Origin of the sequence: Kineosporia rhizophila, assembly GCF_021277265.1 — a bacterium.
In the GTDB taxonomy this organism is placed as follows: Bacteria; Actinomycetota; Actinomycetes; order Actinomycetales; family Kineosporiaceae; genus Kineosporia; species Kineosporia rhizophila.
Genome location: NZ_JAJSOH010000049.1, coordinates 1 through 24,958 on the forward strand (window position 1 = coordinate 1; position 24,958 = coordinate 24,958).

The window sequence follows — 24,958 nt, forward strand, 5'->3', positions numbered from 1 at the left end:
TTCAAGCAAAAGCTTGGAGACGGCGCGGGCCGCCATCACTGCGTTTGCCACTGACCAAGACGCCGTGAAGGTTGCGGCGGTAGAAGGCGCTCTACCGCCGCAACCGTGACCTCAACGCGCCGAGCGCTGAGGAAGGTTCTCGGCATGCCGGATCCGCACCGGTTCACTCAGGCCGGCCGGTTCGAACCCGAAGACCTGGCCGTAGAACGAGAGCTCCGACTCGAACGCCCGAATGATGTTCTCGGCCCTACGGAAACCGTGCTGCTCCCCCGGGAAGAGCAGGTAGCTGTGGGGCACCTGCTTCCCCGCCAGCGCGGCCACGATCATCTCGGCCTGTGCCGGGGGGACGACGGCGTCCTCCTCGCCCTGCAGGACGATCAGCGGGCGGTCGAAGCCGTCGATATGTGACAGCGGCGAACGCTCGGTGTAGACCTTCTTGGCCTGCGGCCAGGGGCCGACCAGGCCGTCGAGGTAACGGGACTCGAACTTGTGCGTGTCCTCGGCCAGGGCTCCGAGGTCGGCCACCCCGTACAGACTGGCTCCGGCGGTGAACACGTCCCGCGTGGCCAGGGCGGCCAGAACTGTGTAACCACCGGCACTCCCGCCCCGGATCGCCAGACGCGAGGCGTCGGCCAGGCCCTGGGCGGCCACCCAGAGAGCGGCTGCGCAGGCGTCCTCGACGTCCACGATGCCCCACGATCCGTCGAGCAGCTTGCGGTAGAGCCGGCCGTAACCCGTACTGCCGCCGTAGTTCACGTCGATGACCGCGAAACCACGGCTCGTCCAGTACTGGGTCTGGAGCCGGAACGCGGAGCTGGCCGCGCTGGTGGGTCCACCGTGCACGGTCACGATCAACGGCGGGCGCTCTCCCTCAGGGGCGCGTACCGAGGCCGAGGCCGGCGGGTAGAACAGCGCATGGGCATCGCGCCCGCCCACGCTGGGGAACGTCACGTGCCGGGGCACGGAGATGCCGGCTGCGTCGAGGCGATGGTCGGGGACCTCGTTCAGGATGCTCCAGCTCAGACGCTTGTCTGCGCCTACCCGGAACTCGACCACGGCCAGTTCGGCAGTGGCCTGGGCCGCCAGGGCGGTCAGTCGCGATCCGTCCGGGGCCAGGCGGAGCTGCGCGAGGGAGACGAAGGGCAGTGCGTCGGACTCCGTCGAGTCTTCGCTGACCCGAACCAGATTGGCGCCCTTGTCGTCGGTGTAGGTCATCCAGACCAGGCGATCCCGGTCGACCACGTAGTCGCTGTCGCCGAACACCCAGGCAGGACGGCCGACCTCGTGGTGCAGCGGGAAAATCTGGGTCAGTTGCCCACTTTCCTCCTCGACGCGGTAGACGTTCCACCACTCGGACACGTCGGAGATGACATACAGCCGTCCGTCCGGCCCGAAACTGGGTTGCATCAGGGACTGTCCGTCGCGACTGGCGGCCCGGCCGCGGCCGACCCGGGATGCCCCGGTGAGCAGACGGGCGTCGGCGGTCTGCAGGACATCACCCTCGACCAGCTCGGCCATCCACAGAGAAGTGCTGTCCCACGGCATGTTCGGGTGCTGCCACTCGATCCAGGCCAGTCGTCGGCTGTCCGGGCTGATCCGCGGGGCCGCAACGAAGTCGGTCCCGCTGACCAGCACCGTTGGCGTGGGGTCGACGGTGTCTGCGGGGGCCGCCGGGAAGGCGACGATCTCGTTGCGCACCTCGCCCGCCTCGTGCGACTCACGCACGCAGACAACGGTCTTGCCGTCGGGGGTGACCCGGCCGTCGGCGTAGCGCCAGGCCGCCTCGGCCGGCGGGACCGGGGTGATCGGCACCGGCCGCTTGCCCGGCTCGACCCGGTAGAGCCGCTGGTCGTCCCACTTCACGGCGAACACCACGTCGCCCGAGACCCACCAGGCGGCACCGCCGTACTCGTGCACCCTCGTCCTTACGTTCCACTCCGGCCCCAGCACGTCGGTGATCGTGCCGTCGGCCGCCCGGAACACCAGTTGCTCCCGGCCGCCCTGATCCGGCCGGGCCTGGGTCCACCAGGTGCCGGTCTCGCCGGGCCAGGCCTCGACCGGGCGCACGACGCCCGAGACCAGATCGGCCGCACTGATCGGGGAGGGCCACGCGCCGTAGGGCACGACGGGGAGCTGGGAACCCGTTGAGTCGCTCATGCCCGCACGCTACTGCGATCACTGGGCGACGGTGCGGTGAGTTGTCCGGACCAGGAAGAAGCCGAGCGGGGGACGCCGACGGCCCGCCGCGCCGGACGCCGGGGATGGGAGCCGGCACCAGGCGCCGCCGCCCGACGTCCCCCGTCGGTAGCCCTGGCCTTACCTCACTCCGGCCTGCGGACGTTGAAGGTGTGCTCCACGTCCTGGTCGGTGCTGCCCTTGCCCTCCGGGTCGATCAGCACCCGAGCGCGGACCGAGCTGCCCTTCTTCACCTTGCTGCCGGTGAGCCAGCTGCAGTCGTCGACACCGAGCAGCTCCCGGTCGACGGTGGCGAACTTCTTGCCCTTCGCGGCCACCTGGAGCAACGCGCGGGCCGAGGCGTCACCGGTGTTGCAGACCCGGGCCCGGACCGCGCCCGAGGCCGACAGGCCGGTCTTGGACACGGTGAGCTCGTAGTCCGGTTCCGGGCAGGCCACCTTCTGCTTCAGCAGCGCGGCCCCGGTGAGGGCCGAGTCGACCCGCAGCGTCCACGGGCCGGAACCCTTGAAGCGCACGGTGGCCGGAAGTTCCAGTTCGTCGTCACCCGACGTCAGTGCGCTGGGGTAGCTGCCGCTCAGCCGCACCGTGGCGCCCTTGGCCGAGCACACCGCAGCCGCGGCGTTGATCGTGCCGAGGGCCAGGGGGACGGCCTCGTACCGGCTGCTGACCTCCTGGGCCGAGTCCAGGCAGTCGACGGTCACCGCGTAGTCACCCAGCTCGGCATCGGCCGGGATCTTCAGCTGGGTGGCCGGCCAGGTGCCCCCGGTGAGCTCGAGAGGCAGGCTGACGATCGCGTCCGGGTCCGCCTCCGCGCCGAGACCGCTGACGTCCTCCTCCTCGTCGCCCTCCCCGTCGTCGCCGCCCTCCCCGTCGTCGCCACCCTCGTCGTCAGGGACCGACATCGCCGGGCTCACCTCGACCCGGGCGGAGGCGGCCGGGTCCGCCGAGGCGGCGCACACGTCCACCGGCGCCACCGAGATCGTGTCGCCCGGCTTGGCCACCACGTTGGTGACCTTGATCCGGGCCGGGTTGCCGACCGCGGTCAGCGGGACCGTCTCGTAGGAGAGGGTGACGTTCTCGTCGTCCTCACCCGGGTCCGGGTCCTCGGGATCGTCCTCCAGGCCCCGCAGGGGCGGATCGATCACGGCCCTGCGCACCTGGCCGGGCATCACCGACGAGCCCCCGCGCGACTTCACCGCGGCCACGAAGTCCGAGTTCAGGCAGGTCACGTCGACCGTGCCCGGGCCCGTCGCGACCTCCGGCTCGTCCCAGGCGCCGGCGTCGTCCAGCCCGGCCACCGGCAGCCGCAGCCTCGCCGTGCTCCAGTTGCCCAGCTCGTCGGTGGTCATCGAGGCGAGCTGGTGGGTGGTGTCCTCGCTGTCGGTGTAGCTGATGTAGACCACCTGCTCACCGGAGCTGCTGGGGCAGCCCGTCGGTGGGCTCAGGGTGAACGACGTACCGGGCCGCACCGTCTGCACACTCAGCTCCGGGGCGGCGGCGGTATCGGCCGCCCGAAGCGGCGCGGGCGCGGCGAGGGCCGACCCGGCGGTGGTGATCAGCACGGTGGTGAGCGTGATGGTTCCGGTGACGAGGACGCGGCGAATCATGGCGATGTCTCCTCCGGTGGCCTGACCCCAGACCCTCGACCGCACCGGCCGGAACCTGAACCCCAGGGTCACCCGACCGGGCCGTTCTGCGGACGGGTTTCCGCCGGGTGCACGACCCTGAGGGCCACACGCTGAGACGGTCCGGCACGGCCAGGCAAGGTGGCCCTAACCTTGCGCCTCATGGCGACTGGTACCCAGCCCGCAGCGGTTACGGCGCACGACGTCGAGGATGCCCGGCACCGGCTCTCCCAGGTTCTGGCCCCCACCCCCCTGCAGCGGTCCGACCGGCTCGGTGCCCGCACGGGGGGCGAGGTCTGGCTGAAGCGGGAAGACCTGCAGCCGGTCCGCTCGTACAAGGTGCGCGGCGCCTACAACCTGATCTCGCAGCTCGGCCCGGATGCGCGCGCGGCCGGGGTGGTCTGCGCCAGCGCCGGCAACCACGCCCAGGGCCTGGCCTACGCCTGCGCCCGGCTCGGTGTGTCCGGCCGGGTCTACCTGCCGCGCACCACGCCGCGGCAGAAGCGGGACCGGATCGCCGTGCTCGGCGGCGACCTGGTGGAGATCCGGGTGCTCGGCGACACCTACGACGACGCGGCGGCCGAGGCCGTGGCCGATGCCGCGCGTACCGGGGCCACGCTGGTGCCGGCCTTCGACCATCCGCTGACCGTGGCCGGGCAGGGCACGGCCGTCGCCGAGGCGTTCTCGCAGCTCGAGGAGCTCGGCCGGGCGCTGCCCGACATCGTGGTCATCCCGGTGGGCGGGGGAGGGCTGCTGGCCGGGGCCGCCACCTGGCTCACCGAACGGCACCCGGAGGTACGGCTGGTGGGGGTCGAGCCCGCCGGGGCGGCCTGCATGGCGGCCGCGCTGCAGGCCGGGGAGCCGGTGACGCTGCCCGAGATCGACGGTTTCGTCGACGGCGCCGCCGTGCGCCGGGCCGGGGCGGTCACCTATCCGATCATCCGCGACACCAAGGTCGAGGTGGTGAGCGTCGCCGAGGGCCGGGTCTGCAGCGAGATGCTCGAGCTGTACCAGGCCGACGGCATCATCGCCGAGCCGGCCGGGGCGCTGGCCGCCGCCGCTCTGGGCGAGGTGGTCCGGCCGCACCCGGAGGCGAGCGTGCTGGTGCTGCTGAGCGGGGGCAACAACGACGTCAGCCGCTACGCCGAGGTGGTCGAGCGGGCGCTGATCCACGAGGGCCGCAAGCACTACTTCCTGGTCGACTTCCCGCAGGAACCCGGCGCTCTGCGCCGATTCCTCGACGACGTGCTGGGCCCCGACGACGACATCACGCTGTTCGAGTACGTGAAGCGGAACAACCGGGAGACCGGGCCGGCGCTGGTCGGGGTCGAGCTGGGCAGCCCGGCCGACCTGCCCGCCCTGCTCGCCCGGATGGAGGCGTCCCCGCCGAACATCGAGAAGATCCCGGCGAACAGCCCACTTTTCCGTTACTTGCTCTGAACTGAAGACGTTTGTGGGCACCTGGGTGCCCACAAACGTCTTCAGGTCTCAGGACTCGATCTCAGAGCGGTCGCCCGCCCACAGCGTGTGGAACGACCCTTCGGCGTCGACCCGGCGATAGGTGTGGGCGCCGAACAGGTCTCGCAGGCCCTGGATCAGGGCTGCGGGCAGCCGGTCGCGGCGCAGCCCGTCGTAGTAGGCCAGCGAGGACGAGAACGCCGGGGTGGCAATGCCGTTCGTGGCCGCGGCCACCACCACCCGGCGCCAGGAGTCGGCGCCCTTGCTCACCGCGTCGGCGAAGTAGGGCGCCACCAGCAGGCTCTGCAGCTGGGGGTCGTCGTCGTAGGCCTCGCGGATGCGATCCAGGAAACGCGCGCGGATGATGCAGCCGCCGCGCCAGATGGTGGCCGTCCTACCCCGGTCGATGTCCCAGCCGAACTCGTCGCTACCGGCCTGGATGTGGTCGAAACCCTGGGCGTAGGCGACCACTTTGGAGGCGTAGAGCGCGGCCCGCACGTCTTCGACGAACGCGTCCCGGTCTTCCTCGGCGACCCAGCCGTCGCTCACGCCCGAGCCGAACGCCTGCTGGGCGGCGGCCCGCTGGGCGGCGTGCCCGGACAGCGAGCGGGCGAAGGTGGCCTCGGCGATCCCGGTGATCGGCACGCCCAGTTCGAGCGCGTTCTGCACCGTCCAGCGCCCGGTGCCCTTCTGCTCGGCCTGGTCCTGCACCACGTCGACGAAGGCCTGGCCGGTGCGGGCGTCGGTGTGGCTGAGCACGTCGGCGGTGATCTCGATCAGGAACGACTCCAGGTCGCCCTCGTTCCAGCCCCGGAAGATCTCCGCGATCTCGGCCGGGGTGGCGCCCAGGCCCTGGCGCAGCAGGTCGTAGGCCTCGGCGATGAGCTGCATGTCGGCGTACTCGATGCCGTTGTGCACCATCTTGACGAAGTGCCCGGCGCCGTCGGGGCCGATGTGCGTGCAGCACGGCGTGCCCTCGACCTGGGCGGCGATCGACTCGAAGATCGGGCCCAGCCGGTCGTAGGCCCACTTCGAGCCGCCCGGCATGATGCTCGGCCCGAGCAGCGCGCCCTCCTCGCCACCGCTGACCCCGCAGCCGACGAAGTGCAGGCCGTGCTGTTTCAGGGCCTCCTCGCGACGCCGGGTGTCGGCGAAGTGCGCGTTGCCGGTGTCGACGACGATGTCGCCCTCCTCCAGCAGCGGCACCAGTTCGTCGATCACCGCGTCGGTGCCGGGGCCGGCCTTGACCATGACGATGACGACGCGGGGCTTGCTCAGCGAGTCGACGAAGTCCTCGAGCGACTCGCTGGGCACGAAGGTGCCCTCGTCGCCGTGGTCGGCGACCAGACTCTCGGTGCGGGCGTGGGTGCGGTTGTGCACCGCCACCCGGTGACCGTGCCGGGCCAGGTTCCGGGCCAGGTTGCGGCCCATCACGGCCAGGCCGGTCACCCCGATCTCGGCGGATCCGGTCTTGCTGGTGACATCGGTGTCCGGGCTCGTACTCACCGTTCTCCTCAGGTGTCGAGACAACCAGTCCCGACAGGCTACTTACCGGTCAAGGAACCCGGCAGGCCTGAGGGTGGCCCGGAAAGGGCCAGGCAGAACGGGAATTTCAGCAGCGCTCCTCGTACTCCACGACCAGCATGCTGACCGGGACCCCGTCGAACGTCTCGCCGGCCTTCGGCTCCTGCGAGCAGACCCGGTAGTCGCCCAGGTTGCCGTCGACCTCGTCGCCGTCCTCCCGGTCGATGAAACGCACGCTGGCGTTGTCGCCGAGGATCTCACTGGCCATGTAGGCCGTGCGGTTCTTCAGGTCGGGCATCTCGGTGGTGGCCTTCTTGTACAGGGCCTGGTCGCTGGAGGGGCACTTCTCGTCGATCTGGACGGCCCCGAGCTCGACCGGCTTCTCCGGGTCCTGCGAGCCGGCGCCCGGGGTCTGGAAGCAGACCACCCAGTCCTTGTCGTCGCTCCAGCGCCGGTCGCGGCCGAGCGCGTCGTGCGTCTCCACGTCGTCGAAGCCGGAGGCGTCGGCCTTGTCCTTCGCCCACTCCAGGCCCTTGCCGACCAGGTTCGGCAGCTCGGCCTTGGCGGCGGCGGTGTCGCCCCCGCCGCTGCCGATCAGCCAGAAGATCAGGATGAGCACGACAGGTGTCGCGAGCACCGCGATCAACACGATCGTCGGAGTGCTCGGACCGGTCCGTTCACCTGCCATCAGCGCAACAACCCTTTCGGCCGCAGTACCCGGGTCCAGCCGGCCGCAAAACGGGGGTTCTGGGCCGTCTGGAATTATCCCGGACCCGGCGGATGCATATCAATCCGCCTCGCGGCCCCGGCCCGGCACGGATTCTGCATCAGGCCGGCCGCCGCCGGGCTCAGGAGCGGTCGGTGCGGGCCGGGGGATCGGTCGGGGTGAGGTCGAGGTCGGCCGGGCGGGCCTCCTCGGTGGAGCCGGAGATCGGCCGGGCCGGGGGCTCGGCGTCCTCCGGCAGGGCCGCGATCTCGGTGGCCGGGGGCAGGTCGCGGTTCTCGCGGGCCTGGCGGGCGGCCTCCTTGGCCTCCTCGATCTGGTTGAGCTCGGCCTCGTCGAGCGGATGCACCTGGACCCGCAGGATCGCCCGGGGCGTGACCTCCAGGGCGGTCAGGCGCCACTGGCCCACGACGGTCTCGGTGCCCGCGGGCGGGAACTCGCCGAGCGCCTCCAGCATGATCCCGGCGATCGTGGCGCTGCGCCCGGCGTCCAGGTCGATGCCCAGGTCGGGCAGGTCGTGGGCGGGGAAGGAGCCGTTCAGCTCGACGTCGCCGTCGGGGCGGTGCACCACCTGGGCGGTGTCCAGGTCGAACTCGTCGTAGATCTCGCCGACGATCTCCTCGAGCAGGTCCTCCAGGGTGACGATCCCGGCCACCGCGCCGAACTCGTCCATCACCAGGGCCAGCTGCCCCCGCTGCTGCTGCATCCGGCCCAGGGCCTGCAGCACCCCGGCCGAGTCGGGCAGGACCAGGGCCGGGCGCACATAGTCGGCGACCGTGCCGACCCCGGCCACCAGCTGCCGCAGGTGCACGAAACCGATGACGTCGTCCTCGGTCTCACCGATCACCGGGGCGCGCGAGCGGCCGGCCTCGATCAGCAGGTCCCGGGCCCCGGTCGCGTCCTGCGTGGCGGACACGAAGACCACGTCGGTGCGGGGCACGAGCACCTGGTAGAGCTTGCGCTCGTCGAGCTCCAGGGCGCCCTCGATGATCGAGCGCTGCTGCTCGGGGATCGACTCCTGGGCGGCGATCATGTCCTTGATCTCCTCCTCGGAGACCTCGTCGCGGGCCGCCTTCGGGTCCAGGCCGAACAGTCGCACGACCAGTTCGGTGGAGCGCACCAGGATCCAGACCAGCGGACGGGCCAGGGTGGCGATCAGGTTGATCGGGCCGGTGGCCCGCAGCGCCCAGCCCGGCGCGGTCTGCATGGCGATCCGCTTGGGGGCGAGCTCACCGAGGACCAGGGTGAGGTAGGTCAGGATCACCGTGACCACGAAGACGGCCACCGCGTCGGCGGCCCCGCCGAGGAAGCCGAGCGGCTCGATCAGCGGCTGGGCCAGGGTGACCGCGGCGGTCGCCGAGGCCAGGGCGCCGGCCAGGGTGATGCCGATCTGGATGGTCGACAGGAAACGGTCCGGGTCGGCGGTGAGCTTGGCCAGGCGCTTGCCCTTCTCGCCCTCCGCGGCCATCCGGTTGACCTGGCTCTCGCGCAGCGAGACGAGCGCCATCTCCGAGCCCGAGAGCAGGGCATTGATCAGAATCAGCACCGCGACCAGCGCGATCTGGACCCACATGGTGAGCTCGGCTCCTTCGGGCTGATGCGATCAGCGTGAGAATTCGTCGTCCGGCACGCTGATCATGTCGCTTCCCGGGGCTCTTCGCAGATCCTGACGTGAACTCGTGACCGATCCGCTCCCCTGCGTGTCCGCGAGGTGACCGATGCGCCCCGGGGGCTCACCATCGTCCTCAATTCTGCTCTTGCCGTCCGCGGCACTCCGGGTGAGTTTGGGACCGGAGCAGTCGTCGCCAACAACCGGTGAACACCTGGCCGTTGCGCAGTGAACCTCGCCTCGGTGACCTGTTCGCCGCGCAGCGGACGGTGCGAACCTCGCCAGGCTGGCATCGCGGCCCTCGTGGCCAGCAGGAACGGAGAAGGAACAGATGGAGAACGCGCCTGCGACCGAGCAGCCGGAGAGCGGACCGTCCGAGGTCGGGGCCCCGTCGCAGGACGTGGCCGAGGTGATGGCCGGGCTGGACAGCGAGCGGATGGCCCAGATCCGGGAGCGGATCCACGTGCCCGGCGGCGGCACCCCGCTGGAGGGTCTGCCGCTGGAGGGCCTGCACGTCGACGACTCGGACGACGACGACCCGGTCCTGATCACCGCGGAGGGCTCCCCGGTGGACACCTGGCGGGAGGGCTACCCCTACGAGGAGCGCCTGCGCCGGGACATCTACGAGGCCGAGAAGCGCCTGCTCCAGATCGAGCTGCTGAAGCTGCAGAACTGGGTGAAGAGCTCCGGCGAGAAGGTCGTGATCCTGTTCGAGGGGCGCGACGCGGCCGGCAAGGGCGGCACGATCAAGCGGTTCATGGAGCACCTGAACCCGCGCGGCGCCCGGGTGGTGGCGCTGGAGAAGCCCAGCGAGCGCGAACAGGGCGAGTGGTACTTCCAGCGCTACATCCAGACCCTGCCCACCGCCGGCGAGATCGTGCTGTACGACCGGTCCTGGTACAACCGCGCCGGGGTCGAGCGGGTGATGGGCTTCTGCAGCGCCCCGGAGTACCTGGAGTTCATGCGGCAGGCCCCGGAGCTCGAGCGGATGCTGGTGCGCTCGGGGATCCGGCTGGTGAAGTTCTGGTTCTCGGTCTCGCAGCTGGAGCAGCGCACCCGGTTCCTGATCCGTCAGGTCGACCCGGTGCGGCAGTGGAAGCTCTCGCCGATGGACCTGGCCTCGCTGGACAAGTGGCAGGACTACACCGAGGCGAAGGAGGCGATGTTCTTCTACACCGACACCGCCGACGCGCCCTGGACGGTGGTCAAGAGCAACGACAAGAAGCGGGCCCGGCTCAACGCGATGCGCCACGTGCTGCACCGTTTTCCCTACGAGGGCAAGGACAAAGAGGTTGTGGGCAACCCCGACCCGCTGATCGTCGGCTCGGCGTCCGACGTGTTCGAGGACGGTGAGCACACTTCGCGGTACTTCCCCCGGCTCTGAGCCGTCCGGCCCGGCCTGTCGGGAACGATGGACGATCGGGCGGGCGTCCGCAGTTGGCGTGCGGATTGCGGCCTTCCGTGGCTTTGCGGACGCGATCAGGGCATCCTGTGCGGGTGTCTGAAGCCCGTACGTCACCGGAGTCGGCCCTGACCGCGATCCCGTCGCCGGGGAGTCACCCCGCGCCCGTGGGGGCGGAGGTGGAGATCTGGTGGTCCCGGGTGGACGTCGGGAACCTGAGCGGTTCGCTCCGGTCCGAGCTGACGTCCCACCTGGACCCCGACCGGGTGGCCAAGATCGGGCGCTACCGCCGCCCGGAGGACCGCGACCGTGGGCTGGCCGCGCACTCGCTGCTGCGCCGGGTGCTCTCGGCCGTCACCGGCACCCCGCCGCCGGCCGTGGAGCTGGGCTCGTTCTGCATCTCCTGCGACGAGCAGGGCCACGGCAAGCCGTACCTGCGCACCGGTGGGACGAGCCAACCGGTCGAGATCAACCTCTCGCACTCCGGCGAGATCGTGATCGTGGCGCTGGCCGCCCCCGGGGTGCAGGTCGGCGTGGACGTGGAGCAGGGCCGCACCGTGGACTGGGAGGCCATGCGCAGCTCGATCTTCGCCGACCAGGAGTGGGCCGCCACCGAGCGGCGCACCGACCGTGAGCACCGGCGGCTGTTCACCTGGGCCCGCAAGGAGTCCTCGGTCAAGGCCAGCGGGCACGGGCTGTCGCTGCCGCTGCGCGACGTGGTCACGGTGGAGGAGACCGACGGCACCTGGTCGGCGTCGATGCCGGCCGGGGTGGGCCGGGTGGCCGGGGCCGACCTGGACCTGGCCCCGGACGTGGCCGCGGCGGTGGCGGTGCTGCGGGAACAGGGCTGGCCCGAGCCGCCCGTGCTGCATCAGGTGCAGATCGGCTTAGCCGGGGGATGAGCTGCTGAATGCCGGACACCACCATCGCCACCAGCACCGAGGAGCAGCAGCGGGCGGTCGTCGGGCGCACCGAGCGCCTGCGGGCCGCCCTGGGCCAGGTGACGCTCGAGGAGTACCGCAGCGAGGACGCCCGGTTCGAGCGGGACTCCCGGCTCGGCCGGGAACTGCTGTACCTGGTGGCCAACAACTCCTGGTGCCGCCGGACCACCGAGGTGCTGCGGCTGCACCTGGCCGAGGCGGTGGACACCGACGTGGTGGTCGACGTGGACCTGTCCTACGCCGACCACGAGGCCTTCGAACTGGACGCCGGGCTGACCTGGCTGCCGCTGCTGGCCCTGCCGCCGATGAAGGCCCGCGACACCTCCCGGACCCGGGAGGCCGGGCTGTTCAAGGAGTTCGCGGCCCGCAACCAGGTGCCGATCGACCGCTGGGCCGACGACGAGGCCGATCCGATCGCCAGCCTGGAGGTCAGCGACGGTGACGGCACCCGGATCCACCGGCTGACCCAGGCCGAGGTGCGGCAGCGGCTGGCCGCGGCGCTCGCCGAGATGATCCTGAACGTGATGACCCGGCGGCCGCAGCAGGTCGGCCCGGAGCCCGGCGCGGCCGTGCAGCGGGCGCAGAAGCTGTTGCTGTCAGCGGCGATTCGCCGGATGCTGCCGGGCGCCTCGCCGATGACCGAGGCCGGGCAGCTGCCGGCCGGCGGTACCGTGCCGGACGGGATCCGCGACGCCCGCACTCTGCTCGACGAAATCCTCGCCGCCGACGTCGAACTCGCTCTTTCGGGTGCTGACGAGCCGGTCCGGCAGCCGGTTTCGGTTCCGTTCTCCTCCGACGGCGGTTTTCTGGCGCCCGGGGCAACCCCTTTCGGCCGAGAGCAGCCGGGGACGGCTGCCGACGAGACCGCCGGCACTCAGGCGCGTGAAGCGTCCTCAATTCCTGATCAGTCGGGGACGGCTGCCACCGGGACGGTCGATGCCGAGGCGACCGTGCCGATGCGGGTGCGACCGAAACCGGGCCTCGACACCGAGGTGATGAAGGTCCTCACCGGGCCGGGCGCGACTGACGCGCCGGGGACCGGGCCGATCACCGGGCCGATCACGATCGACTCCTGGCTGGAGGACGGCGGCCGGTTGCGCCCGGTACTCGGTTCGCACGTCGGGGAGATCCTGGACGCGCTGATCGGCACCACCCTGGTGGTGATCGCCGTGCGCGACCAGGGCCGGCCGATGTCCTACACGGTGCACGTGCCCTCGCGCCGGCTGGTGCGGCGCGGGCGGGCCTGGTTCCAGCCGCGCGCCCTGCTGAGCATCGACCTGCTGGCCCCGACCGCGCACGCCGACCGGCAGATCCGGCTGGTGCTGCCCGAGGGCGTGGTCTGCCGCGGCGACCGGGTGCAGGGGCGGATCGACGTCGAGCTGCCCGGGCCGTTCGAGCGGCTCGAGGCGCTGATGCGCAGGCTCTTCCCCCGTCACCTGCCGCCCGACCGGCCGGCCTCCTGGGTGGACGTGCAGATCGCCGAGATGGCGCTGCACAAGCTGGATTCCGCCCTCGACAGCCTGCGCTACTACCTGGTCGAGGCGACCCACGACGAACTGGCCGACGACGGTGAGCCCCGGGGCCTACGGCAGCTGCTGACCCGCACGCCGCGCCGGCCCTCGCGTGAACACCTCACCCGGCAGCTGGACGAGAAGCTGCGGGAGCTGCGGGTGCACCTGGACCGGGTCCGGGCCGCCGGCGTCCTGGGCGACGGGATGGCCGCGGTCTGGCGGGCCTGGGACTCCGGCTCGTGGTTTCCGCGCTGGATGCGCCGCCGGGTGGACGTGAACACGGCCAGCGTGAACCTGGTGATGCTGCGCGCCTCCGCGGTCGACGACATCGCGATCCGGGCCCGGCCGATCCGCGCCCGGATCGAGGCCGACCTGGCCCTGTCCGAGGTCTCCGACGTGGCCCGGTACACCGGTGGGCTGAACCTCGCGGTGCTGGGCGTGCTCTGCCTGATGCTGCTGAAGTGGCCTCCGCACCAGAGCGGCGCCGGCGACGCGATCCAGGTGCTGGCCACCATCCTCACCCTGTTCGCGGCGGTGCTGGCCGGCCGGGTCGAGCTGGGGCAGGCCTTCACCCTGCGCGGTCTGCTCACCCGGGCCACCTACTGGCTGATGTTCGGCTCCGTGCTGCCCACCGTGCTGCTGGCCATGGCGCTGGCGCTGATGCCGGTCGGTTACGCCTTCGAGGCCGCGCTGACCGCGTTCACCGTACAGGCCCTGCTGATGCTCCGATTCCGCCCCACCGAGCTGCGCCGGTCCCGGCCGGGGCGGCGCTCGCGCTCGGCCCGGATGCGGGTGATGAGCGCCTACCAGCCGGACTACGCCCGGGTGGACATGCTGCGCGGGCGGCGCAGCCGGGCGCTGATCACCGAGGCCCTGCTGCTCGGCCGGGACGCCTTCGCCTACGTGGTGACCCGCCCGGCCGGTGAGGGGCAGCTGCTGAGCCTGCTGGAGCGCTCGCAGGCCGGTGGCAGCCCGGTCACCGGGCTGACCCGGACGGCCCGGCGGTCGGTGGCGCGGCTCCTCAACCCCCGTGGGATCGAACAGGTCGTCTCTTCGGAGCGGGTGAATCTGCTCGGCGCGGTGCAGTCGGCCACGGCCGGGCGGGCGATGACGTACCTGGTGTTCCGCGACCAGCCGGTGGAGGACTGGCGTTCGGCCGAGGAGGACAAGGACGACGTGGTGGCCCCGGTGCCGCTCGACCCGGACCGGGTGGCGCCGCAGGAACCGCCGGAGTGGCAGCTGCAGATCCTGATCGGTGTGCCGGTGACCCCGGTCGCGGTCACCCTGGGCCGGCATCCGGTGATGGCCGTGGTCTCCGCCGCCGCCCGCTACAACTTCCAGGTCAGCAGCGTTCAGCTACCGACGGCGCCGCCCCCCGGGCGCTCCGGCGAGGCGCTGCGCTGGATGCAGCTGAGCGTGGGAGTGACCTACCGGCGCGGTGACTCGCTGCGTGGGCTGGGGTCGTTCCTGCACCGGGTGCACCGCATGGACGGGATGGCCTTCGGCGCGGGCCGGCTGTCGATCCTCGTGCAGATCAACGCCGACAGTCGTCCCCTGCCCGCGCTGTCGGCGTCGAAGCCGTTGAGCGACAAAGACTTCGACGTCGTGCCGGACGACGAGGCGGCCAGTGACCCGGAACGCAACTGGCGCACCCTGGTGCTGACCGCGCACTCCCGGGTCGGGCTGCTGCGGGATGTGCTCCACGGGCTGAGCGCTCAGGCGCCGAACTTCGAGCTGGCCGGGCTCACGGTCGAGGGTGTCTATGGCCAGACGGTGCTCTTCCTGGTCGGGCGGGACCGCTCGACCAGTGACCCCTCGCTGCGCGAGGGACTGCAGCGCTGGATGCGGCCTTCCGACCGGCTGATCGTGGCGGTGGACCGGCGGCTCAGCGCCCGCACCCTGGACGGCTCCGCAGCCCTGCGGGAACGGCTGCTGCTGCAGGTCTTCCTGCGGACCCCGGACCGGCCGGGGGTGCTGCGGGAGACGCTGAAGAACCTGGCCCGGGCGCTGGAGGTGTACGGGCCCGAGGGGCACTCCTACGGCGAGGCGATGGAGCGGATCGACGTCTGGTTCGTGACCATGGAGGTGGCCAACGGGCGCACCTTCCGAGGGCGCCTGACGGTGCGGCTGCCGGGAGAGCCCGACTCGTGGGCGCAGTGGGCCGCGGTGGACTGGCCCGCCGTGGAGCGTTCGCTGAGCCAGGCGTCGGCCCAGGCCGCCCGGGGTGAGGGCAACGACGCGGCGATGGGCGGCGCGGTGGCGATCATGGACGACACGGTGATCACGGTGGAACTGATGCGGATCGCCGACCAGCGGCTGCGGCCGCTGAGCCCGCCGGACTGAATCAGGCGGCGGGGTCGGCGGAGTCGGCGAAGGCCGAGTCGTTCAGCCGCCCGAGCTTCCAGCGCACATTGTCGGCGGTGTACTCGGAGAGCTGGACGTTGCGCCCGGTCTCGGGCGCCTGCACGGCCAGGCCCGGTTCCACCACGATCATCACGTGCCCGGCCGAGCCGCGCTGGCCGAGGGCGCCGAACAGCAGGTCGCCGGGCTTCTCCTGACCGGGTTCGATCATCGTGGAGTTGTCCATCATCTGCGCCGCGGTACGGATCTTCAGCGGGTGCCCGACCTTCTGGTACGAGTACACGATCAGGCCGGAGCAGTCGAAGGCGTCCGGGCCGACCGCACCCCAGACGTACGGGTCGCCCTGCTGCTCCAGGGCCACCTGGAGGAAGTCGCCGATGGTGCCGTCGGGCAGGCTGGCCCCGACGATGTTCCGGTCGCAGCCCAGGGCGTCGTCCCCGACCACCGACTCGACCAGCGAGGCGGCCATCGACTCCCAGCGGGCGTAGGCGTAGGGGAAGGCGGAACGCTGCACCGCCTGGGCCGCGTCGGTGATGGCCATCGACTGCCAGTCGCTGATGTCCGTCAGGCCGGGCTGGCCGGCCTGGCCACCGGCGTAGAACATCCGGGAGGCGGTCTCGGGATCGGTCCGCTCCGACGCCGAGCCCCAGGCGGCGCGCTGCTGGAACAGGCCGAGGCTGTCCCGGTCGCCGTACTCCAGGTTGCGCAGCGTCGACTCCTGCATGGCGGTGGCCACCGCCACCACCAGACCGCGGCTGGGAATGTCCAGCTCGACCCCGGTCTCGATCACCGTCTGCGCGTTGGCCAGCTGGGCGTCGTCCAGCACCACGTCGGTGTTGCCGGTCTGGGCGATCCGGGCGCAGCTGACGCTCGAGGTGCCGTCGGTGGTCTCTTCCGAGACCCCGGCGATGCCCATCATCATCATCGCCGGGACCAGCACCAGGCCGGCCCCGAACAGGCTCAGGACGACCATCAGGACGATGACCAGGCGCAGCGGAATGCGTCGTTCCATGGCTTCAGTCCCCGGTGTTGGGCTGTACGTCGGACACCTTCGGCTCGACCGTCCCTTCGCCGTTCACCACCGTGACCAGCACCGAGGTACCTCCGGCGAGCGGTACGGCGATCATCGCCGACTCCTGGGCCAGGAACCGGACCACCGGATCGCCGTCCGGCTGCACTCCCGGCAGGGTGGACGTGTCGGTGGTGGTCAGGGCCCGGGCGTAGTCCTGGGTGGCCAGCGGGGTGAGCCGGGCCAGCCACTGCTCCTGGCTCTCGCCCGCCTCGGGCTGGGCCCAGAGCCGCACGAACTCGACGGCCGCGGCCACGTACTCACCGGCGTCGGGCACGGCCGCGTTGGTCGAGCCCACCGTGACCGAGCCGGGATCGGCCCCGCCCCCGGTCGGCCGGTCGTTGCCGAACAGGGCGCTGCCGCCCACGAAGACCAGGATGATCACGGTCAGCGCGACCACCACGAGACGCCGCGGGCTGGCGAACAGCCAGGTGCGCAAGTCAGCCGACACGGGACGCCAGCCGGATCGTGTGCTTCATCTGCGGTGCTTTTCCTACCTCTGCCGGGCGTGGTCGTCGGCGTCCGCGGCCGAGCGGTGCGGCCGGAACACCTCGTCCAGCTCGCTCTCGAGGGTGTCCGGCGGCACGCTCTCGGAACGCTGGAAACCCTTGTCGCCCGGGCGGATCACCGGCGCCCCGTCGTCCTGCGGGCGCCACCCCTCGCTGCCCACCGGCACCGGCGGGTCGGTGGTGAACTCGCGGTTGAGCGTGTCCGGGCGGGTGTTCTCGACCCGGCCGGCCAGTTCGTCGCGGCTGGTGTTCTCCCGCTCGCCGGCTCCGCCGCCGAAGCCGGACAGGGCGTCGCGGGCCGCGGCCCGGCCGCTCGCCCGCCCGGCCCCCGCCCCGCTGCCGCTGACGGTGGCCGCCTCTACCCGGCTGTTGCCGGCCACCGGGGCGTAGATCTCGCCCTCGGCCGGTGCTGCGGCCTCGGCCGGCTGCTGCCCGCGGACCACGGTGACCTGGCCGGCGTTGACCGTGACGGTGTTGGAGAGCGCGGCCGGTTCTGCCGCACCCTCGGCCGTGACCGGGGTGGGGTAGTAGCCGATGCCCTCCACCCGCTGCGGGGCCCGGCCCTCGGCGGCCTGCGCCTCGGCGATGGCCGCGGCCGGGTTGGCCCGCTGGGCCGTGGAGACGCCCAGGAAGGTGCTCAGGGCGCCGGTCAGGATGCGGCCGCTGGTGCGGGCCGCGCCCTTGGCACTGGTGGAGACCCCGTCGGCGGCGGTGGAGAAGTGGTTGTCCCGGTTCGAGACCATCTGGGTGAGCCGCCGGAACGGGCGCAGGGCGACCCACATGACGATGGTCAGCAACAGCATCAGGATGACGCTCAGCCAGCCCGGGGTACCGCTGGTCGGGGACAGCAGGACCCCCATGCCGAGCACGGTCACCGACGCCCCGATACCGAACACCATGGCGTTGATCAGGGCCGCGGCCATGGTGCTGCCGATGCCGGTGACCAGGGTGCGCATGGTGGGGAACAGGCCGAGGGTGGCGAAGGCGGGGAAGAGCATCACGCCGAAGCGCACGATGATCAGGGCGCCCAGCACCAGCAGGCCGGCGACGAACAGGAAGGGCACGGTGCACAGGGTGGCCAGCAGGGCGAGCATGGCGTAGCCCACGCGGCTGTCGGAGCGCTTGCCGGTGAGGTACTCGTAGGCGTCCGGGTCGGCGGCCTTGATCTCGCCCGCCGCGGCCTCGAACTTGTCCTGCTTGGCCTCGATGATCTTCCGGCCCTGGGCCGGGTCGGACTGCATGATCGCGGCCTCGCGCCAGGTCAGCGCGGTGGCGTCGAAGACCACCGGGCCGTACTTCTTGGCCACGTCCGAGTCGGTGCTGCCGAACGTGCCGCCCAGCCACGACTCGTACAGCAGGGCCTGGTGCATGCCCGAGGTGGCCGCCGTGCCGGCGTCGGCGCTGCCGTCCTCCGAGCGGCCGTTGAGCCCGCTGGAGACGGCCGACAACGTGGTCGCGACGGTCTGGTCGGCGGCGTGCCCGGCGACCAGGGGCCAGCGCAGCACCATCGTCACCAGCACCATGACCAGCAGTGCCCAGCCGATGGCGCCGGCCGAGGAGGCCAGCGCCGCGTGCCGGGAACGCCAGATCAGCAGCAGGCCGACGGCCGCCACGACCACGAACGCCCAGCGCTCGAACACGGTGCGCTGCAGGGTGTCGACCACGTTGGTGATCAGCGGGTCGAAGACCCCGAGGAAGTCCGGGGTGAAGGCCGCGTCCAGCACCGCGCCGGTGGCGGCGATCATCGTGGTCGGCACCTCGAGCATCCAGTTGCCGATCGCGGTGCCGATCGAGGCGTCCGGGTTGCGCACGATGTCCGAGCCGCAGCCCAGGTCGTAGGTGTTCCAGCGGACGCCCGCGTAGCCGTAGACCTCGTAGATCGAGACGTCGGCGTTCTCCGCGAACGGGTCGGCGTCCGGCGGCAGGACCTTCGGGGGCGACTCGAAGAAGCCCACCACCCCGCGTCCCGGTACCTCCGGCACCGGGGCGTCGGCGCAGTCGGCCAGGGGTACGGCCTTGGGAGCGCTCGAGGCCAGGGCGGCGGGGGCCGCGAACGTGCCCAGCACCGTGAGGGCGAGAGCGGCCAGCGCGGTCACCGTGGCGCGCCGGCGCGGCCTCACGGCTGCCCGCCGGTCTCGTCGGTGGAGCGGGTGCGCTCGGCAGAGCTCTCGCCCGGGCCCGTCGGCCAGCCGTTGCCGTTGGTGTTCGGCGGGGTGCCGATCACGCGGTGCGACCCGGTGCCCAGGGCGGCGTGCTCGCCGGTGGAAGGGCCACCGCGGGCCCGCATACCGTGCCGCGGGCGGCCCGCACCGACTGGCAGCGCATGTCGTGACCCTCCTGGTGGAGTCTGTGGATCGGAACCGGTACCGGTGGCCCGCCGCGACGTCCAGGAACCCCCGACGCCACTGGCGATCGGCCGCCCCGAACCCACCGGCGCACCGGAGGGGTCGAGTTCGACCGAGGTCAGGTCGAGCTGGTCGGTGCGCGGCTCGCGGATCGGCCGGGACTCCGGCGGCCGGGGCGGCGCGAGCGGGGCCGCGGTGGTGTCCAGCGCGGCCAGCACGTGCGGCAGGTGGTCCAGGTCCACCCGCATCCGGTCGACGTTGCCGTCCACGTCCCGCATCACGAACTCCCGCAGACCGGAACGGGTTCCGGTGACCGACCGGGGGGAGAGCCGGGCCAGCACGCCCTCGTAGCCCACGCCCGGCGGCACCCGCAGCATCCGCAGCGCGTCCGCGGCCACCTGGTCGTCCTCGATCCGGCCGACGAACGCGGCCGAGATGAAGTTCGAGACCTCCATGCCCAGCACGTCGGCCGGGTTCTGGGAGGCGGCCAGGACACAGGTGTTCCACTTCCGGCTGTCTCGGCCGAGGCGGGTGAACAGCGCCCGGCCGGCGCCCCACTCACCCAGGAAGTGGGTCTCGTCCAGGGCCACCAGCTTGCGCTCGTTGCGGGGCCGGCCGTAGATCGTGCGGGTCGCGTACCAGGAGGCCAGGTGCAGCAGCGGCACCGCCATCTGCTCGCTGGTGGACCAGTGCTCGCGCGGCACCGAACCGGGCGGCAGCACCAGGCCGGGCATGGTCAGCACGGTCAGCAGGGCGTCGTCGTGGATCGGCTCGGTGCTCGGCCCGATCGGGAAGAACAGCCGGGCCAGCGGCATCTCGGCCATGTCGCGCAGGTAGGCGGCGATGTCCGCGGCGTGGTCGTCGTGCCGCGACTCCAGGTGCTCGACCACCGTCCAGAGGCTGGTCTGCGGGGCCCCCTTGGTGGCCCGGATCGCCTCGGTCAGCAGCAGCCGGGTGCGCGGGGCCGAGGCCAGGCCGGCCGGCAGCAGCATGGTGGCCACGTCCAGGGCGAGCAGCTTGCGGTCCTGGGCGGCCAGTGTCCGGGCCTCTTCCAGGGCGTCCAGCGTCGGGTAGTCCTCCGGCCGGGGCTGGACCACCACCGCGTAGGGGTTCAGCGTGCCCGAGGGCGCCGACGTGAGGTCGATGTGCCGGGCCCGGCCGCGCAGTTCCGGCAGGTCGGTGAGCCGGGCCAGCGGGCCGGAGGGGTCGAGCATCACCGAGGTGATGCCCCGCCGCACCGCCTCGTAGGTGATCAGCCCGGCCAGGACGGACTTGCCCGAGCCCAGCGCACCGACGATCGGGACCAGGCCCGAGGTCTCGCGGACCTCGGTGGCGAAGTGGGTGTCGAACATGACCGCACGCCGGCTCGAGGCCGCGGTGTGCCCGATGTACGGGCCCCGGCGGTCTCCGAGCGACGACGAGGCGGCGGGCACCCCGGCGGCGAAGTAGAGCGTGGGCAGCCGGCGCCGGTAGGCCGTGGACGACAGCGGCTCGCCCGGGATGAACTCCCGCAGCAGACCGTGCTGACCCTTCGGGTGGGCGATCGTGACCTGGCGCTTGCGGTAGGTGTCGACCACCTGGCGGGCCCGCTCCAGGGCCTCCTCCTGCGTGGCCCCGGAGACCGCGATCCGGAACCAGCCGTGCACCCGGGAGGCGGTGGTGTCGCCGCCGGTGCTCATCTCGTCCTCGATCGCCCGGGCCTGCCGGGCCTGGCGCTCCAGGGCCAGCGGCTCGTCCAGGTCGTGGTCGCGGTAGTGGCGCTGCATGTCGCGCACCACCAGCAGCTTGCGCTGCACCGCGTCGAGGGCCTGGTCGCCGTCGAGCACGTCGAGCCGGATCGACCACTCGACCGCGAACGGCAGCCGGTCGGCGTGCACCAGCCAGGGCTCGTGGGCCGGGTCGGGGATCTCGATCTCGTCCACCCGGCCGACGGTCAGGACGCTGACGTACCGTTCCGAACCGGCTCCGCCGGGGTCCCGGCGGGTGATCTTGACCGTGGGCGCGAACGGCTCGGCCTCGTGCACCACGCCCTCGGTGAGCTCGTACAGGTCTTCCGTCTCCCACCGGCCGTCCTGCACCGGGGAGAGCGCGCCGGGGGCGGGCAGGCCGAGCCCGAGCGAGCGGCGCATCAGCCACTCCAGCTCGCGCGGCGTGACCGGGCGGCCGTCCAGGCCCGGCCCGGCGATCGCCTCGGCCACCAGCGCCGCGTCCTTGTCCACCTTCTGCAGCTCGCCCATGGTGGGCCGGCGCAGCATGCGCTGGGTGAAGTTGGCCACCTGGGACCGCTCGCTGACCTGGACGCCGAGGTAGACCTCCTTCTCGGCCATGGTCGAGGCGCGCACGTGCTGCTGGGCCCGGACCAGGTGGTCGGCCCAGGTGTTGCCCTCGACGCCGGGCAGCGGGTCGGGGGTGCGCGCGTCCAGGCCGCGGGCCCACGACGCCGCCGGGTAGGGCCGCGACGTCACCCGCACGTGCAGGCGGCGGCCGGACAGCGCCGCCATCCGGGTCGCCGTGTCGATGATCAGGTTGAGCCGGTCGCCGTCGGCCCGGAACGCCCAGCGCTGCGTGGGCAGCGCGAACCAGGCCCACGCCGCCTGGTCGGTGAACGCCAGGTTGCCCTCGATCGTCCGCAACGCCAGTGCCATGTTGGCGGCCCGGGACTGGCCGCTGCTGAAGATCCCCATGAGGTGGCCGCGTCTCTCCCTAGCTGCTGGCCCTGCGTGCCCGGGCGGGGGTGCGTTTGTCGCGGACCCGGACCTTCGGCTGCAACCGGTACTTGCGGGCGCGGCCGGCCCGGGGAGCGGTGAGATCCGAGACGAAGGTCTGCCAGACCGCCTTGGCCGGGCGCTCGTGGTCGATGAACCCCATCAGCCCGTAGGTCGCGAGCGTGGCGAGGCAGATCTCCCAGACGGGTGGGATGTTCACCGAGAGCGGGGTGACCGCCTCGACGAGCAGGATGAGCAGGAAGGTCACCAGCCAGGCGGCGTACGCGATGTACCTGGCCGTCCAGGGAAAGGTCAGCCCGCTCGGCCCGAGCCACACCGTGTTGACCCGGTAGACCTCGTCATCGGGGGTTACCCGCATGCCTCAGCCGTCCCCGAACACCAGGTTCGTCAGCTGCCCGGCGAAGCCGTACAGCACGGCCGCACCGGCGATGACTCCCATACCGAGCATCACGTTGGTCAGGGTGTTCGCGTTGTCGCTGATCCTGCCTTTTCGGGCGGAGGCGATGATGCCTATCCCGATCACCAGCAGCACCAGCGGGATGATGTTCTTGACGCCCCACTCGACCACTCCGTTGGAGTTGAGCGAGGGTCCATCGTTCGTCGTGTTGGCGAGAAAAACTGCTACCGACGTCATGACGGCCATTCGTACCTCCAGGGCACCGGTGAACCCCTCCGTTACCTCGGCGCCGTCACGCTGCTTCAGGCTCCGCTGATCCGCACGTTCTGTTACGACCTTGCCACGTCATGTCAGATCGATGGTAGGGGTTCTGTCACGATTTGCCGAATGATCCGTGTGACAGATTAGCGCTGCCCGGTCGATCGTCCTGTCCATGTCGCACGTGTCAGCTTAAAGCTACGCATAACCAGACGTCAGCGGCGGCCGCCACACCGCGCGCCGGGCGATGTGGCTGCTGATACCCAGCTTGTCCGCTGTTGAACGCGTTCCTGCAGGTAGCCGCCCGGTTGCCGTGCGTGGTGAGGGGCCGCGCGGAGGTTCGCGTGGGGGCATGAAGAGGGCCGGGCCGGGGGAGCCGGCCGGAGCGCTTACAGTTCGTCTGTGGCAGAGCTGGTCTATCCCCCGGTCATCGTCCTGGCCCGATCGGTGTTCCGTGCCCTCGGCATCCGGTTCACCGTCGAGGGCTCCGAGCACATCCCCGCCGAGGGTGGGGCGGTGCTGGCGAGCAATCACGTCAGCTACCTCGACTTCACCTTCTGCGGCCTGGTGGCCCGGCCGCAGAAGCGTCTGGTGCGGTTCATGTGCAAGGAGTCGGTCTTCGAGCAGCCGGTCGCCGGCCAGCTGATGCGCGGCATGCACCACATCCCGGTCGACCGCTCGGCCGGTGCCGCCGCGCTCAGCCATGCGGTGCGGGCGCTGAAGGAGGGGGAGATCGTCGGTCTCTTCCCCGAGGCCACGATCAGCCGGTCGTACACCCTCAAGGAGTTCAAGAGCGGCGCGGCCCGGATGGCGGCGGAGGCCGACGTGCCGATCGTGCCGATGGCCATCTGGGGCGGGCAGCGGATCTACACCAAGGCCCGCAAGCCCGACCTCGGCCGCGGCAAGGCGGTCATGCTCAAGGCCGGCGAGGCGTTCCGGCCGGAGCCCGGGGCCGACCCGATGGCCACCACGGCCGAGCTGCACCGCCGGGTCGACGCCCTGCTGCACGAGCTGCAGGACCGCTACCCCCAGGAGCCGGCCGACGATGCCGACCGCTGGTGGCTGCCGGTGGAGCGCGGCGGCACGGCGCCCACCCCCGAGCGGGCGAAGGAACTGGACGCCGCCGCGGTGGCCGCCACGGCCCAGAAGCGCCGCGAGAAGCTGCAGAAGAAGAAGCGCTGAGGCCGGGTTCCGGAGCGTCCACGGCGAACCGGGCCGAACCGGGTCGAGCCTGGCCCGGTCAACAGCCCGGCCGGACCCGCAAACGAGAAGACGCCGGCTGACGTGAGTCAGCCGGCGTGTTGTCGGAAGCGCCCGCCCCTAGCTGGAGAGCACGCTGTCGAAGAACGTTCCGATCGAGTCAGCGGCGTCTCTCACCCAGTCCCAGATGTCACCGACGAAGTTCCCGGACTGACGCGGGTCGTTGACGACCGCGTAGATCAAGAAGACAACCAGGATGACCACGAGCGCTCGTCGGGTCCTCGTCACTGCGGCCTCCCCAGAGTGGTGTACTCAGGACAAATGTAGCGCTACGAGTATGTTCTATCCGTGTTGAGCTTGTCACGCATGGCTACGACGCCGGTGTCAACCTCAGGTCGAGGTCGATAGTAGCCAGTGCGGGATCACACTACGCCGTACAGGCGGTCGCCCGCGTCCCCAAGACCAGGGACGATGTAGCCCTGGTCGTTCAGGCCCGGGTCCATCCCGGCCAGCACGATCTGCACGGGGGCGTCCTCACCGACGGCCTTCCGGACGTGCTCGACGCCTTCCGGTGCACCAAGGAGGCAGATCGCGGTCACGTCGTCCGCGCCGCGCTCCATCAGGTAGCGGATCGCCACCGCGAGCGTGCCGCCGGTGGCCAGCATCGGGTCCAGGACGTAGACCTGACGCCCGGTCAGGTCGTCCGGGAGCCGGTTGGCGTAGGTGCTCGCCTCCAGCGTCTCCTCGTTGCGGATCATGCCCAGGAAGCCCACCTCGGCGGTCGGGATCAGCCGGGTCATGCCCTCGAGCATGCCCAGGCCGGCCCGCAGGATCGGGACCACCAGGGGCTTGGGCTGGGTGAGCTTGACGCCCTTGGCCGGGGCGACCGGGGTGGAGATGTCGTGCTCCACCACCCGGACCCCGCGGGTGGCCTCGTAGGCCAGGAGGGTGACCAGTTCGTCGGCCAGGCGCCGGAACGTCGGCGAGTCGGTCTCCCGGTTCCGGAGAGTGGTCATCTTGTGGGCGACGAGAGGATGGTCGACGACGTGCAGGCGCATGCGGGCAACCTATCGGTGTCCAGGGACGGTGTCGGTGCAGTGGCG

18 protein-coding genes are annotated in these 24,958 nt (G+C 71.5%); 5 read left to right on the forward strand and 13 right to left on the reverse strand.

All coding sequences use genetic code 11. The annotated features are described in order from the left end of the window. Positions 1-111 precede the first annotated feature (111 nt). Together LWF15_RS34370 and LWF15_RS34375 are read right to left on the reverse strand one after the other, a co-directional pair. Positions 112-2,157, reverse strand: coding sequence for a S9 family peptidase (locus tag LWF15_RS34370; protein WP_232815187.1), 2,046 nt, complete (start codon positions 2,155-2,157; stop codon positions 112-114). Between the two features lie 164 nt (positions 2,158-2,321). Continuing rightward, the gene (locus LWF15_RS34375; RefSeq protein ID WP_232815188.1) at positions 2,322-3,803 is read right to left on the reverse strand and encodes a hypothetical protein; all 1,482 of its coding nucleotides are present in this window, start codon (positions 3,801-3,803) and stop codon (positions 2,322-2,324) included. Positions 3,804-3,983: 180 nt separating this feature from the next. Here LWF15_RS34375 and ilvA point away from each other — a divergent pair, with 180 nt between their 5' ends. Beyond that, the gene (gene ilvA / locus LWF15_RS34380; RefSeq protein WP_232815189.1) at positions 3,984-5,261 is read left to right on the forward strand and encodes a threonine ammonia-lyase IlvA; all 1,278 of its coding nucleotides are present in this window, start codon (positions 3,984-3,986) and stop codon (positions 5,259-5,261) included. A 48-nt stretch (positions 5,262-5,309) separates the two neighbouring features. Here the strand turns inward: ilvA and gndA are convergent, their stop codons facing one another. The 3 genes from gndA to LWF15_RS34395 form a co-directional block, all read right to left on the reverse strand. Continuing rightward, positions 5,310-6,785 carry an NADP-dependent phosphogluconate dehydrogenase gene (gene gndA, locus LWF15_RS34385; RefSeq protein WP_232815190.1) on the reverse strand — a complete coding sequence of 492 codons (1,476 nt, stop codon included), beginning with the start codon at positions 6,783-6,785 and terminating at the stop codon, positions 5,310-5,312. A gap of 106 nt (positions 6,786-6,891) precedes the next feature. Continuing rightward, positions 6,892-7,491 carry a hypothetical protein gene (locus LWF15_RS34390; RefSeq protein WP_232815191.1) on the reverse strand — a complete coding sequence of 200 codons (600 nt, stop codon included), beginning with the start codon at positions 7,489-7,491 and terminating at the stop codon, positions 6,892-6,894. 160 nt (positions 7,492-7,651) lie between these two features. Beyond that, a complete protein-coding gene (locus LWF15_RS34395; protein ID WP_232815192.1) occupies positions 7,652-9,100 on the reverse strand; it encodes a hemolysin family protein in 1,449 nt (482 codons plus the stop codon). Positions 9,101-9,572: 472 nt separating this feature from the next. On the opposite strand from LWF15_RS34395, the gene ppk2 reads away from it, so the two are divergent. The 3 genes from ppk2 (at position 9,573) to LWF15_RS34410 (ending at position 15,333) form a co-directional block, all read left to right on the forward strand. Next, on the forward strand, positions 9,573-10,520 hold the full coding sequence (ppk2, locus tag LWF15_RS34400) for a polyphosphate kinase 2 (RefSeq protein ID WP_408624618.1): 948 nt from the start codon (positions 9,573-9,575) through the stop codon (positions 10,518-10,520). Between the two features lie 113 nt (positions 10,521-10,633). Further along, positions 10,634-11,440, forward strand: coding sequence for a 4'-phosphopantetheinyl transferase family protein (locus LWF15_RS37160; protein ID WP_332879959.1), 807 nt, complete (start codon positions 10,634-10,636; stop codon positions 11,438-11,440). A gap of 8 nt (positions 11,441-11,448) precedes the next feature. Further along, positions 11,449-15,333: a hypothetical protein gene (locus LWF15_RS34410; protein WP_232815194.1), complete on the forward strand. Its 3,885-nt coding sequence runs from the start codon at positions 11,449-11,451 to the stop codon at positions 15,331-15,333. A 1-nt stretch (position 15,334) separates the two neighbouring features. Here the strand turns inward: LWF15_RS34410 and LWF15_RS34415 are convergent, their stop codons facing one another. The 6 genes from LWF15_RS34415 to LWF15_RS34440 are packed head-to-tail and all read right to left on the reverse strand — an operon-like array spanning position 15,335 to position 22,643. Beyond that, complete coding sequence (locus LWF15_RS34415; protein WP_232815195.1) at positions 15,335-16,363, reverse strand: C40 family peptidase; 1,029 nt, start codon at positions 16,361-16,363, stop codon at positions 15,335-15,337. A 4-nt stretch (positions 16,364-16,367) separates the two neighbouring features. Next, positions 16,368-16,871, reverse strand: coding sequence for a hypothetical protein (locus tag LWF15_RS34420; RefSeq protein ID WP_232815196.1), 504 nt, complete (start codon positions 16,869-16,871; stop codon positions 16,368-16,370). A gap of 42 nt (positions 16,872-16,913) precedes the next feature. Then, positions 16,914-19,049: a hypothetical protein gene (locus tag LWF15_RS34425; RefSeq protein ID WP_232815197.1), complete on the reverse strand. Its 2,136-nt coding sequence runs from the start codon at positions 19,047-19,049 to the stop codon at positions 16,914-16,916. Beyond that, positions 19,046-21,958 carry an ATP-binding protein gene (locus tag LWF15_RS34430; protein ID WP_232815198.1) on the reverse strand — a complete coding sequence of 971 codons (2,913 nt, stop codon included), beginning with the start codon at positions 21,956-21,958 and terminating at the stop codon, positions 19,046-19,048. Before LWF15_RS34430 ends, LWF15_RS34425 begins: the two co-directional genes overlap by 4 nt. Positions 21,959-21,977: 19 nt before the next feature. Next, the gene (locus LWF15_RS34435; protein WP_232815199.1) at positions 21,978-22,358 is read right to left on the reverse strand and encodes a hypothetical protein; all 381 of its coding nucleotides are present in this window, start codon (positions 22,356-22,358) and stop codon (positions 21,978-21,980) included. Positions 22,359-22,361: 3 nt separating this feature from the next. Further along, positions 22,362-22,643, reverse strand: coding sequence for a hypothetical protein (locus tag LWF15_RS34440; protein ID WP_232815200.1), 282 nt, complete (start codon positions 22,641-22,643; stop codon positions 22,362-22,364). Positions 22,644-23,057: 414 nt separating this feature from the next. On the opposite strand from LWF15_RS34440, the gene LWF15_RS34445 reads away from it, so the two are divergent. Beyond that, positions 23,058-23,837 (forward strand): lysophospholipid acyltransferase family protein, encoded by a 780-nt coding sequence (locus LWF15_RS34445; RefSeq protein WP_232815201.1) that lies wholly within the window; start codon positions 23,058-23,060, stop codon positions 23,835-23,837. Between the two features lie 138 nt (positions 23,838-23,975). Here the strand turns inward: LWF15_RS34445 and LWF15_RS34450 are convergent, their stop codons facing one another. Continuing rightward, positions 23,976-24,143 carry a hypothetical protein gene (locus tag LWF15_RS34450; RefSeq protein WP_232815202.1) on the reverse strand — a complete coding sequence of 56 codons (168 nt, stop codon included), beginning with the start codon at positions 24,141-24,143 and terminating at the stop codon, positions 23,976-23,978. A 134-nt stretch (positions 24,144-24,277) separates the two neighbouring features. Further along, entirely contained in the window at positions 24,278-24,913 is a 636-nt protein-coding gene (gene upp / locus LWF15_RS34455) for a uracil phosphoribosyltransferase (RefSeq protein WP_232815203.1), read from the reverse strand. Positions 24,914-24,958 lie beyond the last annotated feature (45 nt).